Origin of the sequence: Okibacterium sp. HSC-33S16, from assembly GCF_024171565.1 — a bacterium.
Taxonomy (GTDB): Bacteria; Actinomycetota; Actinomycetes; order Actinomycetales; family Microbacteriaceae; genus Mycetocola_A.
The window spans coordinates 171,525-185,302 of record NZ_JALJZZ010000006.1; the positions used below are offsets into that span (position 1 = coordinate 171,525).

Annotated in this window: 18 protein-coding genes; 11 read left to right on the forward strand and 7 right to left on the reverse strand. The window is 65.1% G+C overall.

Going from position 1 to position 13,778, the window contains the following annotated elements:
• On the reverse strand, positions 1–777 hold the full coding sequence (locus tag L1277_RS13980) for an MBL fold metallo-hydrolase (protein WP_253377250.1): 777 nt from the start codon (positions 775–777) through the stop codon (positions 1–3).
• Positions 778–920: 143 nt separating this feature from the next.
• Between L1277_RS13980 and L1277_RS13985 the strand changes: the two genes are divergently transcribed.
• A complete protein-coding gene (locus L1277_RS13985; RefSeq protein ID WP_253377253.1) occupies positions 921–1,280 on the forward strand; it encodes a nuclear transport factor 2 family protein in 360 nt (119 codons plus the stop codon).
• Positions 1,281–1,287: 7 nt separating this feature from the next.
• On the opposite strand, the gene L1277_RS13990 is transcribed toward L1277_RS13985, so the two are convergent.
• Positions 1,288–2,262: an LLM class F420-dependent oxidoreductase gene (locus tag L1277_RS13990; protein WP_253377255.1), complete on the reverse strand. Its 975-nt coding sequence runs from the start codon at positions 2,260–2,262 to the stop codon at positions 1,288–1,290.
• 192 nt (positions 2,263–2,454) lie between these two features.
• Between L1277_RS13990 and L1277_RS13995 the strand changes: the two genes are divergently transcribed.
• Entirely contained in the window at positions 2,455–2,832 is a 378-nt protein-coding gene (locus L1277_RS13995) for a VOC family protein (protein ID WP_253377257.1), read from the forward strand.
• Between the two features lie 50 nt (positions 2,833–2,882).
• Positions 2,883–4,382, forward strand: a complete 1,500-nt coding sequence (locus L1277_RS14000; protein ID WP_253377259.1) for an SDR family oxidoreductase — start codon at positions 2,883–2,885, stop codon at positions 4,380–4,382.
• Here L1277_RS14000 and L1277_RS14005 read toward each other — a convergent pair.
• From L1277_RS14005 to L1277_RS14015, 3 genes are read right to left on the reverse strand one after another with little or no spacing between them, the layout of a single operon-like run.
• Complete coding sequence (locus L1277_RS14005; protein ID WP_253377261.1) at positions 4,366–5,487, reverse strand: acyl-CoA dehydrogenase family protein; 1,122 nt, start codon at positions 5,485–5,487, stop codon at positions 4,366–4,368. The two genes, L1277_RS14000 and L1277_RS14005, sit on opposite strands and share 17 nt — an antisense overlap.
• A gap of 21 nt (positions 5,488–5,508) precedes the next feature.
• Positions 5,509–5,889 (reverse strand): RNA-binding S4 domain-containing protein, encoded by a 381-nt coding sequence (locus L1277_RS14010; RefSeq protein WP_253377263.1) that lies wholly within the window; start codon positions 5,887–5,889, stop codon positions 5,509–5,511.
• Positions 5,886–6,725: an MBL fold metallo-hydrolase gene (locus tag L1277_RS14015; RefSeq protein WP_253377265.1), complete on the reverse strand. Its 840-nt coding sequence runs from the start codon at positions 6,723–6,725 to the stop codon at positions 5,886–5,888. The genes L1277_RS14010 and L1277_RS14015 overlap by 4 nt, the downstream gene beginning before the upstream one ends.
• Positions 6,726–6,906: 181 nt before the next feature.
• Between L1277_RS14015 and L1277_RS14020 the strand changes: the two genes are divergently transcribed.
• Positions 6,907–7,239 carry an ATP-dependent DNA ligase gene (locus tag L1277_RS14020; protein WP_253377267.1) on the forward strand — a complete coding sequence of 111 codons (333 nt, stop codon included), beginning with the start codon at positions 6,907–6,909 and terminating at the stop codon, positions 7,237–7,239.
• Positions 7,236–7,460: a hypothetical protein gene (locus tag L1277_RS14025; protein WP_253377269.1), complete on the forward strand. Its 225-nt coding sequence runs from the start codon at positions 7,236–7,238 to the stop codon at positions 7,458–7,460. Before L1277_RS14020 ends, L1277_RS14025 begins: the two co-directional genes overlap by 4 nt.
• A 6-nt stretch (positions 7,461–7,466) precedes the next feature.
• Here the strand turns inward: L1277_RS14025 and L1277_RS14030 are convergent, their stop codons facing one another.
• The gene (locus L1277_RS14030) at positions 7,467–8,012 is read right to left on the reverse strand and encodes a Dps family protein (RefSeq protein ID WP_253377271.1); all 546 of its coding nucleotides are present in this window, start codon (positions 8,010–8,012) and stop codon (positions 7,467–7,469) included.
• Positions 8,013–8,208: 196 nt separating this feature from the next.
• Between L1277_RS14030 and L1277_RS14035 the strand changes: the two genes are divergently transcribed.
• Together L1277_RS14035 and L1277_RS14040 are read left to right on the forward strand one after the other, a co-directional pair.
• Positions 8,209–9,339: a type III polyketide synthase gene (locus L1277_RS14035; protein WP_253377273.1), complete on the forward strand. Its 1,131-nt coding sequence runs from the start codon at positions 8,209–8,211 to the stop codon at positions 9,337–9,339.
• Positions 9,336–10,052 carry a class I SAM-dependent methyltransferase gene (locus tag L1277_RS14040; RefSeq protein ID WP_253377275.1) on the forward strand — a complete coding sequence of 239 codons (717 nt, stop codon included), beginning with the start codon at positions 9,336–9,338 and terminating at the stop codon, positions 10,050–10,052. Before L1277_RS14035 ends, L1277_RS14040 begins: the two co-directional genes overlap by 4 nt.
• Before the next feature lie 15 nt (positions 10,053–10,067).
• Here the strand turns inward: L1277_RS14040 and L1277_RS14045 are convergent, their stop codons facing one another.
• On the reverse strand, positions 10,068–10,940 hold the full coding sequence (locus tag L1277_RS14045) for an SGNH/GDSL hydrolase family protein (protein WP_253377277.1): 873 nt from the start codon (positions 10,938–10,940) through the stop codon (positions 10,068–10,070).
• Positions 10,941–11,042: 102 nt separating this feature from the next.
• On the opposite strand from L1277_RS14045, the gene L1277_RS14050 reads away from it, so the two are divergent.
• The 4 genes from L1277_RS14050 (at position 11,043) to L1277_RS14065 (ending at position 13,647) form a co-directional block, all read left to right on the forward strand.
• Positions 11,043–11,675 (forward strand): CDP-alcohol phosphatidyltransferase family protein, encoded by a 633-nt coding sequence (locus tag L1277_RS14050; protein WP_253377278.1) that lies wholly within the window; start codon positions 11,043–11,045, stop codon positions 11,673–11,675.
• A gap of 52 nt (positions 11,676–11,727) precedes the next feature.
• Positions 11,728–12,210 carry an FHA domain-containing protein gene (locus tag L1277_RS14055; protein WP_253377406.1) on the forward strand — a complete coding sequence of 161 codons (483 nt, stop codon included), beginning with the start codon at positions 11,728–11,730 and terminating at the stop codon, positions 12,208–12,210.
• 54 nt (positions 12,211–12,264) lie between these two features.
• Positions 12,265–12,960: a MerR family transcriptional regulator gene (locus tag L1277_RS14060; RefSeq protein ID WP_253377407.1), complete on the forward strand. Its 696-nt coding sequence runs from the start codon at positions 12,265–12,267 to the stop codon at positions 12,958–12,960.
• 141 nt (positions 12,961–13,101) lie between these two features.
• Positions 13,102–13,647 (forward strand): MerR family transcriptional regulator, encoded by a 546-nt coding sequence (locus L1277_RS14065; RefSeq protein WP_305884295.1) that lies wholly within the window; start codon positions 13,102–13,104, stop codon positions 13,645–13,647.
• Positions 13,648–13,778: the final 131 nt, after the last annotated feature.

Sequence of the window (13,778 nt, forward strand, 5' to 3'; positions counted from 1 at the left end):
TTAGGACGCGCCGAACTCGCGCGCCGCGTCCACTGCGGCCCGGATTCCGCCTGACCACGGGTCGCCGTGACCGGGCAGGACGATCCCCGCATCGGTGTCGGCAAGGGCGGTCAGGGTGTCCAGCGCCATGACGGAGTCCGCGGTTGCGGCCCCCGCGATGATTTGAGCTCCCCGCGACCCTTTATACGGGTCAAGGGTGACGAGAGCGTCGCCGCTGAGAAGGGCTCCCCGGTTCGGCAGGAACAGCGCGGTGTGTCCAAAGGTGTGTCCGGGGCTGAACACGACCTGCGGCTGGCCGGGCACATCGAGAGTGCCGGTCTCCGGCAGATGGTGCACGTTCTCGACGCCCTTCACGGCGAGTGCGCCTGCCGCGGTCATCCCGGCGAGCACCGGAATTGCCGCCGGGTAGAGCAGCGGGTAGATGAATGGCGTGCGTTCTCGCTGATAGTGATACGGGTGTGCTGCGAGGTGTTCATCGGCCTGGTGCACCCAAATCGGCACCCGCAGTTCGGCCTGCGCTCGAGCGGCAAACCCGATGTGGTCGAAGTGTGCGTGGGTGAGCACGAGTGCGTCAACGTCGCGCCTGGACCGCCCAATCTCATCCAGCGCGAGGAGGAGCGGAGCCCAGGTCGACGGGAATCCCGCGTCAACGATCGTCACCGACGAGCCATCCTCAATGAGGTAACAGTTCACGTAGGCGTGCTCAAGCCGGTGCACACCTGGTGCGACGTTGCGCGTGAGCGTTGGGCGTCGACCTCGCCGCGGTGCATGTGCCATGTCTCCTGCTTTCTCCCGTGCTTTCTCATGGTCGTGTGTGGGCCAGCGTAGCTTCGCCGCTCTGCCGCGTTACAGGGCTTGATTGTTCGCCGAAAAGACGGAACGGGTTCCGGTCAGCCCGCGGCTGCGCTATACCGGATGCCATGACGTCCCAGATCTCGTCGTGGATGAACGGCTATCTCCGTGCGTGGCAGAGCAACGACCCCGCCGACATCCAGGCCCTCTTCACCGACGACGCCGAATATCGCACCGAGCCCTGGGTCGAACCGTGGCGCGGCATCGACGCGATCGTCGCCGGCTGGCTCGATCGCCAGGACCCGCCGGATTCCGCGGAGTTCACCTGGTCGGTGATCGTTGAAACGGATGCCGTCACGATCGTTGAGGCCAGCACCGACTATCGGGACGGACCGACCTACTCGAACCTGTGGGTGATCCGGTTCGGTCCGGGCGGCCGGGCCACCCAGTTCACCGAATGGTGGATGGACCAGTCGAAGACCTCCTGACCCGGGTTCAGAGGGCGCGGAGCTTCTCGAGCAAAGGCTCGGCGGCCTCAGCCAGGAACGCGTCCTGCCCGCGGTCGCCCACCTGTACCAGGGCAATGTCGGTGTAACCGGCGTCAATGAAGGCCCGGGCGCTCTCCGCGATTTCGTCGAGGTCCGGTCCGCAGGCGATCGACTCAGCCACGTCCTCGAGTCGCACGAACTGCGACGCTCCCGCGAAGCCAGCCGGGGTCGGCAGGTCGGCGTTCACGGCCCAGCCGCCTCCAAACCAGCGGAACTGCTCGTGTGCCTGTGCAATTGCCGCGTCCTTATCGGGGCCCCAGCAGATCGGAATCTGCCCAATCACCCGGGCGTCACCGTCATCACCGCCACGGGCGGCATGCCACTTCTCGACCAGCTCACCACTCGGCTCGGTGGAAATGAAGTGGTCGGCGAGCGGAGCGAACCGGGCGATCGACTTGTCGCCAGACACCGCGATCCCGATCGGAACCCCGTCATCGGGCACATCCCACACCCGGGCGGAGTCCACCCGGAAGTACGACCCCTCCCACGTCACGAGCTCGCCGGTGTGCAGCTCACGAATGATCGTCACCGCTTCCTCCAGCATGTCGTGGCGAACGTCGACAGAGGGCCAGCCCTCGCCGACCACGTGCTCATTGAGGTTTTCGCCTGCGCCAAGGCCGAGGATGAATCGGCCCTCGGCGAGCAGCTGCAGGGTCGCTGACTTCTGCGCAACCACTGCCGGGTGGTATCGCATTGTCGGGCAGGTGACATAGGTGGCCAGCTCCACCCGGTTCGTGGCCTGGGCGACGGCGCCGAGCAGCGTCCAGGCATAGGGGGCGTGGCCCTGCTCGGTCACCCACGGTGAGTAGTGGTCGCTCGACACCTCGAAGTCGAACCCGGCATTCTCGGCCGCAACGGCGTAGCGCACGAGTTCCCTCGGTCCGCTTTGCTCGGTCATCAGTGTGTATCCAAATCGCGTCATGGTGCGACGTTGCCACCGCACAACAAGTGATTCAAGGGCTTGCGCACAAAGCGGTCAGTGCTATGCCCAGCAAGGTTTCTGCTGTTGTTCGCGTGGGGCTCGCGTTGTGCCGCGCCCCCGTGTAGAAACGGAGGGGAGGCCGTGGCGGGCCTGCTGAAATAGTTTTCGCCACCGCACGCAAAGGAGCTGCACATGCTGACCACACTCGCCGCGTTTGGCGGATTCAGCGTCGACGACATCGACGCCGCCGCAACGTTCTACCGGGACGCCCTCGGACTCGACGTCTCCCTGAACGACATGGGCATTCTCGAACTCACGCTTCCGGGCGGTGCCCGGGTGATCGCCTACCCCAAAGCTGACCACGCGCCCGCGTCGTTCACCATTCTGAATTTCGTGGTGGCTGACGTCAGCGTTGCGGTCGGCGAGCTGAACGCTGCGGGGATAACAACCAAGATTTACGACGATGACCAGTTGCCGACCGACGAGAACGGCATCATGCGCGGCAACGGACCGACGATCGCCTGGTTCCGTGATCCCGCGAACAACGTGTTGTCTGTGATCGAGGAGTGAATCAGCACCGAAACCCGGTGGGAGCATGGTCGCCGACGTAAGGTCGGCATATGCGCCGTGTTCTCGTCACGGGCGCCACCGGTTACGTCGGTGGACGCCTCGTTCCCAAATTGCTCTCAGCCGGGTACGCCGTGCGCGTTCTCGTGCGCAACCCGCATAAGCTCGTCGACGTCCCCTGGCGCAACGATGTCGAAGTGGTCGAGGGCGAAATCTCGAACACGGATGCCGTCACAGCGGCGTGTGCCGACGTCGACATTGTCTACTATCTGGTGCACTCCATGGCGGGTGGCGGACGATTCGAAGATCTTGAGGCGGCGGGGGCGCGTGCTGTTGCGTCGGCTGCGACCGCAGCGGGAGTCTCACGCATCATCTACCTCGGCGGACTGCACCCGTCGAACGGTCCGCTGTCAGAGCACCTGCGCTCCCGGGTCGCGGTGGGTGACATCTTCCTGTCCTGCCCTGTGCCGACAGTCGCGTTCCAGGCTGGCGTGATCATCGGTTCCGGCTCGGCTTCGTTCGAGATGATTCGCCACCTCACCGATGTGCTGCCGTACATGCCCGCACCGAAGTGGGTGCGCAATCGCATCCAGCCGATCGCCATTCGTGATGTCCTGCACTACCTGGTTGAGGCCGCCACGATGCCCGACGATGTGAACCGCACCTTCGACATCGGGGGACCAGACATTCTCCGTTACGGCCAGATGATGAACGGATACGCACTCGAAGCGGGGCTGCAACAGCGCCCCATCGCATCGCTCCCGGTGCTGACCCCGTGGCTTGCGTCGCAGTGGGTCAACCTCGTGACGCCCATCCCGCGCAGCTTGGCCGTTCCGATCATCGCCTCGCTGCAGTACGACTGCGTCGTCACCGAACACGACATCGACGAATACATTCCCGCTCCGCCCGGGGGGCTCACCCGGTACCGCTCCGCCGTGCGACTCGCGCTCGCCCGCATGCGCAACGGCGACGTTGAAACCAGTTGGCAGGACTCATCGGTCGCCGGCGCCCCGAGCGACCCGCTGCCGAGTGACCCGCTCTGGGCCGGGCACATCGTCTATACCGATCTCAAGGAACGCGAGACCGCGGCCACGCCTGGCGACCTCTGGGCTGTGATCGAGGGTATCGGTGGCGAGAACGGCTGGTACTCGTTCCCGCTGGCCTGGGCTGCCCGCGGGTGGATGGACAAGCTCGTCGGCGGAGTCGGTCTCCGACGGGGCCGACGGCACGCCACCCGGCTACAGACCGGTGACGCCCTCGACTTCTGGCGGGTGGAGCTGCTGGAGCGTGGCGTCCGGCTGAGGCTTCGTGCCGAGATGCGCGTTCCTGGGCAGGCCTGGCTCGAGCTCTCGGTCGAACACACGGAGGGCGGCTCCCGCTACCGCCAGCGCGCGGTCTTCTTTCCGCAGGGCCTCGGTGGCCGGCTGTACTGGTTTGCGATCCTGCCGTTCCACGGTGTCATCTTCAACGGCATGGCGAACCGCATCAGCGTCGAGGCCGAGAAGCGCACGGCTGACGCCGCCCGTGAGCGGTCGCTTACTCCGGTGGGCTGACCGGACCAAGCAGGGAGTTTGCCACCGTGGCGTGCGCTGACTCCGGGTCGCTCGGGTGGAACAGCCCGGCCAGGGCGTCGCGATAGAGCCGGCTGAGCTCAGAGTCGGCGGAATACGACGCGCCGCCCGAGCACCGAATCGCTTTCTCCACCACGTCCCGAGCCGTGTCAATGGCCCGCGTCTTCGTGCCAACCAGCAGTCGGAACCACGCGCCGCCGTGGTCGATGAGCCGGTCAACATCGGCAGCGAGCGACTCGATCTGCGGCGCAAGCGCGTCGAGAGCGATGGCCGCGTCGGCGAGTTGCCAGCGGATGTCGGGATCATCGGCGTAGCTCTTCCCCGATTTTTTCGAGGTGCGGCGGTGGGCGGCCTCAACCCCGAGCTCGAGCGCCCGATCGGCGATGCCCGCGTACACCGAGCTGATCAGCAGGAGGAAGTTACTGAAGATCCCGAAGATGTACGGGTCAGCGCTCGGGCCGACCGGGAGGACGCGAGCAATGCGATCCGCCGCGACGGGTGCGTTCTCCAGCACTGTCGTGAAACTCTGGGTTGCCCGCATGCCAAGTGTGTTCCACTCGCCGACGGCTCGGTGCCCGCCGCTGTCGCGGTGAAGGTAGCCGTGCACGAGCACGGGAGCGTCCGGATCCGAGTCGTCTCGCCCGAAAATGCCGAGCCGCGTCCACGCCGGTGACAGGGACGTGAAGATCTTGGTGCCGCTGAACAGATACGACCCGTCCGGCTGCGGTTCCGCACGGGTGCCCGAGTCGAACATCACCTCGTCGTTGCCCGCTTCACTGTTGCCGAACGCAAACAGTTCGCCTGCGCGCGCGTCGTCGAGGATCCAGTCCAGGCTTGCGTCGCCGCGCTCGCTCACCACCCGGGCAACCCCGACCACGACGTGGTGCATGTTGATGGCGAGCGCTGTCGCCGGGGCGAATCGTGCCAGCAGCCGCTGGTTACGCGCAGACTCGAGCAGCGATTGTGGGGCCAGGTAGCCCGCCGATCGCAACTCGTCGAGGTCTTCGCTGAAGAAGGTGTTGTCCCGGTCGTAGCCCGGGGCTCGCGAGCGCAGGCGCTCGAGCAGGTCTGGAGTCAGCACGGTCACGAGCCCAGCCTAGACGGGCGCTCAGTCCTCCGGCAGTTCCCGTCCGCGAAGCTTCTCCAGATCCCGGCGTTCCCGTTTTGTCGGTCGCCCTGCACCGCGGTCACGCATCGGCGCGAGTGCCACTTCCTCCCGGGGCGGTGGCGGGGGAGTCCGGTCAACCAGGCACTCAGCCGCGACCTGGGCGCCCACCCGCTTGGTGGCCAGCCGGGCTACCTCAACGATTCGGTCGAAACCGTGCTCGCGAACCCGCACTTCGTCACCGACCTTGACGGGATACGCGGCCTTCACCCGTTCACCGTTCACCCGCACGTGCCCGCCGCGGCACGCGGTCGTCGCCATCGATCGGGTCTTGTACAGCCGAACGGCCCACAGCCAACTGTCGATCCGCACGGTCGATGTCATCGGCCACCGTCCGATCCGGCCAACAGTGTGTAGCCGCGATACACGGCCGCCTCGACGTGTGCATCGGGCAGGCCGGTCTCCGACACGATCCGGTCGACAACGAGTTCCAGCGGTTCCGATCGTGAAAACGATGAGCGGATGCCGGTGGCCACCTGTGCCAGGACGCCCGCCTGGTCGTGAACGAACGATGCATTCACGACGGCGCCGTGCCCGGGTACAACCAGGTCACCGTCGCCCATCAGCTCAGCGAGCGCGTGTACCTGAACTGGCCAGTCCAGCGGGAAACTTCCGGAGCCGTACATGGGGGGACCGGACTCTTCGATCACGTCGCCGACGATCCAGGCCCCGGCGTCCGGAACCTGAACGACAAGGTCCGTGTCGGTGTGGCCCGGGCCGAGGGGGATGAGTCGCACCACACGGTTTCCGAGGTCAAGTTCGGTCGTTGCTGCGATGAGTTCCGACGGCGCAACCAGCTCGACGCCGTGCCAGTCATACTGCGGCTGGGCGTCCGGACTGTGCCGCCATGCGTCCAGTCGCGGAGCCTCCCAGGTGGCGAAGTGAGCGGGAATCCCGGCGTGCCCGTAAATGGTGGCCGTCGGGGCAAAGACCGAATTTCCGAAGCTGTGGTCGTAGTGGGCGTGCGTGTTCACCACCCGGGTGATGTCTCCGAGACCGAGCCCCGTGGCATCCGTCTGGATTTCCTTCGCCTCTCGCGGATTACAGCGGGTGTCGACGAGCAACAGGCCGCCGTCGCCGGCAATGAGGGTGATCGAGATATCGAGCGGTTCGTAGCGCCGAACATAGACTCGGTCGGCAATTTCGGTCCACAGCGGCATGGTCCCGATTCTACGGCGGGCGTCGAGGTTCACGGGCGAGGTCGTCGGTATCGAAACCGGCTCTTACCCCGCCGGGCGGCTCAGGCTACGCTGAGGGGGACGCAGTGTTTCGCTGCCCACCTCCGCGGAAGCGCGGCGCCTGGCATGTCGAATCGCCAGATGGTATTTCGAAAGGTGTGACATGGGAAAGCTTCACTACGACTCCACCCTCACGGTGGACTTTGATGATCGGGTGCTGGCCCACCTGCAGATTGTGATCGGTGCGAAGCTGCGGCGCGGGGAGTCGTTCTACTTCAGCTGGAAGGACGACCCCGCGGTCGGCGACGGTCGGAGCACAATCTGGCTCGCGCCCAACATTCCCCTGCACTACAAGTACTTCGGATCCCGGCTGCCAGCGCTCAACCGGGAGTGGATCCTGGCTCTGAGCGCGTCGTCCAATTCTGCGAGCGGATTACAGATCGTCCCTGAGCCGCAGCAGAAGGCTGCGGGCAGCCACGCGGACGACGAATCGTGAATCGCGTCGACGTCGTCTACGGAGGCGCCAGATATTCGGTCCCTCACCGCGACATCGCCGACCTCCAGGCGGAGATCGGCGATGCGGTGACTGCGGGGCGATCGCACTGGCTCCAGGTGAACAGCGGTGAGGGCATCCTCGAGCCCGCCTACCTCCTGGTGTCGCCCGGTGCGTCGATCGCACTCCTTGATGTGTCGGCGACCGCGTCGGCCGACGACTGAGCGCTTTTAGCCTTTCGACGGGGTGCGGTTCTCCGCGCTGACCATCCAGGCGAACTGCTCAAGCTTCGCGATAATCGCGTGGAGGATGTCGGCTGTTGTCGGGTCTTCCTCATCGACGGCGTCGTGAACGTCGCGCATGGTGCCGACGGTCGCTTCAATGCGAACGGTGATGAGGTCGACGGTCTGGGCGGTGTCGGTCTCGCCGTTGGGGTACGCCGGCAGGGTCGTTGTCGAGGCGACCGTGTCGCTGCGACCATCCGGTACCGCGTGCAAAGCGCGCATTCGCTCGGCAATCTCGTCGGAGAACTCCCGAGCCGCCTCGATAATCTCGTCCAACTGCAGATGAAGGTCGCGGAAGTTTGTGCCCACGACGTTCCAGTGCGCCTGCTTGCCCTGGATGTGCAGCTCGATGAGGTCGACGAGCACCTTTTGCATGTTTTCGGCGAGCTCGCGGGAGGCGATGAATCCGCGCTCCGGCTTCTGCCTGCGAGTGGTCTTTGCTCCGGAATTTGCGGAGGAGGTCCTCGTACGTTCCTGCGTTGCCGTTGCCATAGTCCTGTTGTCCTTTCGGCCGGTGTGATCCGATCAGGCTAGGCCGGTGCGGCCCCCGTCATCAAGGCCTTGCATTTCGGCGCGCGCATCGACAGCACTGACTTCGGTGCTTCTGCCAGCCGCAGTGCTCTGTGGGTTCCGCATGGCCAGCGCAACCCGCCCGAAACTGGCGGCGGCGGTGTTTAGAGTGTGATCTATGCCCGCGCATCTACGAACCATTCAGACCGCTGTCCCGACCACAGTGCTCGACCAGTCGGTCGCGCGAGAAATCTTTGCGCAACAGGACGGGCTGACGCGGTTGGGGCAGCGCCTCGTGCGCACCTCGTTCGATGTGTCGGGCATTGCGACACGCCGCACCGTGATCGACGAGCTCGATGGCTCGCCGCGGGCGGAGGAGTCGACATTTTACGACGCGACGGCCGGCGCTCTTCTGATGCCATCAACCCGCACCCGCAACGATGTCTACATTCGCGCCGCGCGCGAGTTGTTTCTTGAGGCGGCGACACGCGCGCTCGATGCCTGCGACGACATCGAGCCCGGCGATGTCACCCATGTTGTTACGGTCTCCTGCACCGGGTTTTATGCGCCGGGGCCGGACTATGAAATTGTCCGTGGGCTCGGGCTGAACACGGGCACGCAGCGTTTCCACATCGGTTTCATGGGGTGCTACGGCGCGTTCCCCGCACTCAGGGCCGCAGCGGCGTTGTGCGCAGCCGATCCCGCCGCTGTCGTGCTCGTCGTCAGTTGTGAACTGTGCACGATCCACGTCCGCTCGTCGAACGACCCCGACCAGATCGTCGCGTCAAGCGTCTTCGGTGACGGAGCCGCCGCCGCCATCATCACCGCGGCCGATGGACCGGTCGGCACGTCGACGCTTCGGATCGACAAGCTGGTCAGCGACCTCACCCCCGTCGGCGAGGGCGACATGGCGTGGACCATCGGCGACGCCGGTTTCGACATGGTGCTGAGCGCGGCCGTGCCGAAGATTATCGACACCTACATCGAACCGGCACTGCAACCGCTGTTCGTCGACGAGCCCCAGCTTGCTGACGACCCGTCCACCCGGGTAGCGCACTGGGCGATTCACCCGGGCGGGCGCAGCATCCTCGACAAGGTTGAGGCAACACTGGGCCTGACTGTCGAGCAACTGGCACCGTCGCGGGCGATTCTTCGGGATTACGGCAACATGTCGAGCGCCACTGTGTTGTTCGTGCTCAAGGAGATTCTCGAATCGGCGCCATCGGCGCCCGGGGAGAGGGTGTGCGCGATGGCTTTCGGTCCAGGGTTGACCGTTGAGGCCGGGCTCTTCACCCGGGTCACGCGATGACCGCTGTGATCGGCGCCCCACGCGGCTGGCTGCAAACGCGTGACACTGAGGCGACTGAGCGCATGGACGACCCGGACTGCGACCTGCCGACTCTGTTTCGCACCTACGCGCAATTTCCGATCGTCAACGGCGTCGTGGCCGGGTGGGCGATCACCTACCGTAACGAGATTCGCCCGCGGCTCACCGGAACGCACCACACCCTGCTCGATATCGGCTGCGGGGGAGGCGACGTCGCTCGTGCACTCGTTCGCCTGGCCCGGCGCGATGGGATCACGCTGGCTGTCACAGCGATCGACCCCGACCCCCGTGCGACCGCGTACGTGCGCGGGCTTCCGCCCACCGACGGCGTGGCATATCGCCAGTGCACCAGCGGCCAGATGGTCGAGGAAGGAGCGAAATTTGATGTCGTGATCTCCAACCATGTGCTGCACCACCTCTCGCCGGTCGAGCTCGGCGGCATCCTCGCAGACTCCGAACACCTGGCGAGTCGGATTGCTATCCACAGTGATATCCGCCGGACCCGACTCGGATACGTCCTCTATGGCATCATCACCGGGTTGCTCTTTCACCGATCGTTTGTCAGGGAAGACGGCCTCATCTCTATTCGTCGGAGCTTCCTGCCAAACGAATTGCGCCAGGTCCTGCCCCGGCGGTGGCGAGTGCGGTCACAGCCGTTCTTCCGAACCCTCGCGATCTTCGAGCCGAACGACTGAGGTCGACGCGACGTCTCAGTGCTCGATCGCGTCCAGAACCGTTGCGGCGGTCAGCGCCGAGCCGGCCGGTGTCGGGTGCAGCAGGTCGGGCAGCAGGAGAAGCGGAAGGTCGGGGGAGTCGAGGTACGCGGAGCGCACGTCGATCGAGCGAACCTCCGGGTGCTCGGTCAGCCACTCGGAGACGTGCGCGATGACGTCCTCATGGGCGGCCGCATACTGGTCGAGCCGCGGGTTTTCCAGCAACGCGGCATAACCGATCTGTGACGGCCACGATCGCTCGAGCTCGGCGATGAGTGCCGTGAACTCGTCGCCCACCTGGGCTGGCGCGAGAACGTTGTTGAGGCCGTGGTTGAGGATCACCAGGTCCGGTTGGACCGGAACAAGGGCACCGAAGTTGGCCAGGGAGTATGCAGCCGTCTTTCCGCTGGCCGATCCGTTCCACACTTCGAGCAGGGCGTTCGGTGCGTCGTCGTTGGAGCGGATGGGCGAGAGATAGGAAGTGGAGAGGACGTCCCAGGGGTGTTGGACGAGGGGTCGGTCCAGTTCGACGGCAAGTGCACGGAATGCGACGTCGACCCACTCACCCGGTTCATTACCGGTGGAGTCCCCGATCACCTGGACCACGAACGTGCGGTCCGCGTCGCTCAGCAGGTCACGAGCATCCGCGAACGACGCCAGGGACAGTGCCGGATCAGCCGCAGCTGCGATGGTACCGCCCGCACTGTCGGCCGCTGCGCCGGTCACGACAGCGGGGCGCGGAGAGAGCACAAAGAACGCCGCAGCGAGCACGGCAGCGATCACGACGGGAACACCGACGCGGAGGAGTACCCGGCGTCGGGTGGGCGAACCATCGAGCCTCTGTGCATCGGCTCCTGCAATTCGCTCCATAGCTACAGGGTACGTCAGTGTATCGATACGATAACGCCCTCATAGGGGTGTCACGGCCTGGCGCCTTCCACAGCGGAAAATCGGGTCCAGTAGGCTGACGGTGTGAGCAGAAATGGCGATACCGAAGTCAGCGACCGCATTCTGACGCTCCCCAACGTGTTGAGCTTCCTGCGGCTGGCCCTCGTTCCGGTCTTCCTCATTCTGTTGGTCGAAGGACAAGACATTGGGGCCCTGGTCGTTCTTGCGGTGTCGGGCTTCACTGACTTCCTCGACGGGTTCCTGGCCCGGCGGCTCAACCAGGTGTCGCGCCTCGGCCAGCTTCTCGACCCGGCCGCCGACCGACTCTATATCTTTGCTGCGCTGCTTGGACTCGCGTGGCGCGAACTCATTCCCTGGTGGCTGGTCGTCATCATTGTGGCCCGGGACGTCATGTTGCTGGCGATCGGTGTACTGCTGGCCAGGATCGGGCACGGTGCCTTCCCGGTCAACTGGGTCGGCAAGTTCGCGACGGCAAGCCTGTTCCTGGGGCTTCCGCTCCTCATGCTGGCAGCTGCGCTGCCGGATGTGCAGGGATACGTGCAGCCATTCGGCATGATTTTCTCCATCGTCGGTGCCGTGCTTTACTGGTGGGCCGGAATCCTCTATCTCGTCGACACCGTCCGCGTGAAAAGAGTGCAACCAAAGCACCCGGGTTCAGGACACACGGAGCCCCGATCAGATACGCTGGAAACCTAGGAGGTTCACGGTGCAACACCCCGATGAGCAGAACCCCCCGACCGGGGCTTTTCTGCGCGAGCCCGCCGCTCAAGACAGTTCGAGCGGCGAGGTTTCCAACGACACGACGGCGAGTTTCAGCCGCGACTTCAGTCGCGACCTGAGCGCTGCCCTGCAGGCGGTCGAAGCCGACGTCAGCGCTGACGAGAAAGAAGCGATCGCAGCTCTTCCGTCAGGTTCTGCGCTGCTGATCGCCCGCCGCGGGCCAAACACCGGTGCGCGTTTCCTCCTCGATGCCGATGTGACGACGGTGGGCAGGCACCCCGACGCCGACATCTTCCTCGACGACGTCACGGTATCTCGGCGCCACGCTGAGTTCATTCGCCGCGGCGTCGCATTCGAGGTGCGCGACCTGAACTCCCTCAACGGCACCTACTTTGACGGAGTGCGGATCGACAGTGCGCTGTTGAGTGACGGTGCGGAGGTACAGGTCGGAAAGTTCCGCCTCACCTTCTATCCCTCACGTGTTGACCTGAACGCTCAAGCGGGCGCCTAACCCGTGTCGGCCCAGGCAGCCAGACGCCAGGGGGTTGAGCGCGCGCCAGAGAACGTGCGCGCCGGTTCACCGAGGAAGGGACAGTCGTCGCCCGCCCTGCTCGGGATTGGACAGGTGCTCTCACGCCTGGCGAAAGAGTTTCCTGACCTCAGTAACTCAAAGCTGCGGTTCCTCGAAGAGCAGGGGCTGGTCTCACCGCGGCGCACACAGTCGGGGTACCGGAAGTTTTCGCCCGAGGATGTCGAGCGCTTGCGCATCATCCTCTCGATGCAGCGAGACCATTACCTGCCGCTCAAGGTTATCCGGGGTTACCTGGCCGACCTCGACGCCGGCCAGTCGCCGGCTCTTCCCGGGGGCAACGGTCGTGTTTCGACGATCATTCCTGCTGGCCGACGGTACTCACGGGAGGAATTGATTAAGGAGGCGGGAGCATCCGCTTCTCTGTTTAACGACGCGATATCTGCGTCGCTGGTGACGCCATCCGAGACCTACACCGACGACAGCCTCGGAGTACTGCGTTCGCTGGTGGCGCTCAAGCGGTGCGGCATCGAGCCGCGCCACCTGCGCGGCTACCGTGCGACCGCGGAACGCGAAGTGAGCCTCATCGAGAGCGCGCTGTTGCCCATTTCTCGGAAAGACGACGCGGGAAGTCGCGCGCGTGCCGCGGAACTCTCCGGTGAGATCGCCGGGCAACTCGATGTGATCCGGGCCAGCCTGGTTCGAGCGGCGCTGGGCAGGCTCACGTCGTGAACGATCGCCAGGTCACAGAATGATCACGGCACCTCGACACGCCGGGTGCCGTGAGCGGATGTCGTTGCTCGAATCGACGTGGCTCGGTACCGTGGATAACGCGGTACACGCCGCAGCCTTTTTCGACAGGAGCACCAACGGATGAGCGAGAATACCGCCAACGACAATGCTCGGTACGACCTTGGGCTCCTCTTCACCGACGGCATGCCCGACCTCGATGACCAGTCCGGCTACCGCGGCGCCGTCGCCGCACGTGCGGCTGGCATCAGCTACCGTCAGCTCGACTACTGGGCACGCACCGGCCTGGTTGAACCGACCATCCGTGGAGCAGCCGGTTCGGGTTCGCAGCGACTCTACGGATTCCGTGACATCCTCGTGCTCAAGCTGGTTAAGCGACTGCTCGACACGGGAATCTCGCTGCAACAGATCCGTACCGCGGTTAACCAGCTGCGCGAGTCAGGCATCAATGACCTGGCACAGACGACGCTCATGAGCGACGGCGCCAGTGTGTACCTCTGCACGTCAGACGACGAGGTCATCGACCTCGTGAGCCGCGGCCAGGGCGTCTTCGGCATCGCGGTCGGCAAGGTTCTCCGCGAGGTCGAGAGCACGCTGATTGAGTTCGACAGCCAGGCGTCCGATCCGATGGACGAACTCGCAGCTCGTCGCGCTGCACGCACCGCGTAGCATTCCGGCTGGTTGCCCAACGCTGTATTAGGCGTGACTGTCGCGCCCAGGCGCACACTCCGCGGTTGACTGCAGGTGCCTCATGCCCTGGTCGTCTCGTCCATTCGGGCGCGACTCCGCCTGGGCAGCAC

Bases quoted from the DNA above. Each gene is read 5' to 3' on its own strand.
- L1277_RS13985 (WP_253377253.1), top strand. From the start codon at position 921: ATGACGTCCCAGATCTCGTCGTGGATGAACGGCTATCTCCGTGCGTGG.
- L1277_RS14040 (WP_253377275.1), top strand. From the start codon at position 9,336: ATGACCGCTGTGATCGGCGCCCCACGCGGCTGGCTGCAAACGCGTGAC.
- L1277_RS14020 (WP_253377267.1), top strand. From the start codon at position 6,907: ATGGGAAAGCTTCACTACGACTCCACCCTCACGGTGGACTTTGATGAT.
- L1277_RS14015 (WP_253377265.1), bottom strand. From the start codon at position 6,725: ATGCCGCTGTGGACCGAAATTGCCGACCGAGTCTATGTTCGGCGCTAC.
- L1277_RS14030 (WP_253377271.1), bottom strand. From the start codon at position 8,012: ATGGCAACGGCAACGCAGGAACGTACGAGGACCTCCTCCGCAAATTCC.
- L1277_RS14045 (WP_253377277.1), bottom strand. From the start codon at position 10,940: ATGGAGCGAATTGCAGGAGCCGATGCACAGAGGCTCGATGGTTCGCCC.
- L1277_RS13980 (WP_253377250.1), bottom strand. From the start codon at position 777: ATGGCACATGCACCGCGGCGAGGTCGACGCCCAACGCTCACGCGCAAC.
- L1277_RS13995 (WP_253377257.1), top strand. From the start codon at position 2,455: ATGCTGACCACACTCGCCGCGTTTGGCGGATTCAGCGTCGACGACATC.
- L1277_RS14010 (WP_253377263.1), bottom strand. From the start codon at position 5,889: ATGACATCGACCGTGCGGATCGACAGTTGGCTGTGGGCCGTTCGGCTG.
- L1277_RS14000 (WP_253377259.1), top strand. From the start codon at position 2,883: ATGCGCCGTGTTCTCGTCACGGGCGCCACCGGTTACGTCGGTGGACGC.
- L1277_RS14035 (WP_253377273.1), top strand. From the start codon at position 8,209: ATGCCCGCGCATCTACGAACCATTCAGACCGCTGTCCCGACCACAGTG.
- L1277_RS14065 (WP_305884295.1), top strand. From the start codon at position 13,102: ATGAGCGAGAATACCGCCAACGACAATGCTCGGTACGACCTTGGGCTC.
- L1277_RS13990 (WP_253377255.1), bottom strand. From the start codon at position 2,262: ATGACGCGATTTGGATACACACTGATGACCGAGCAAAGCGGACCGAGG.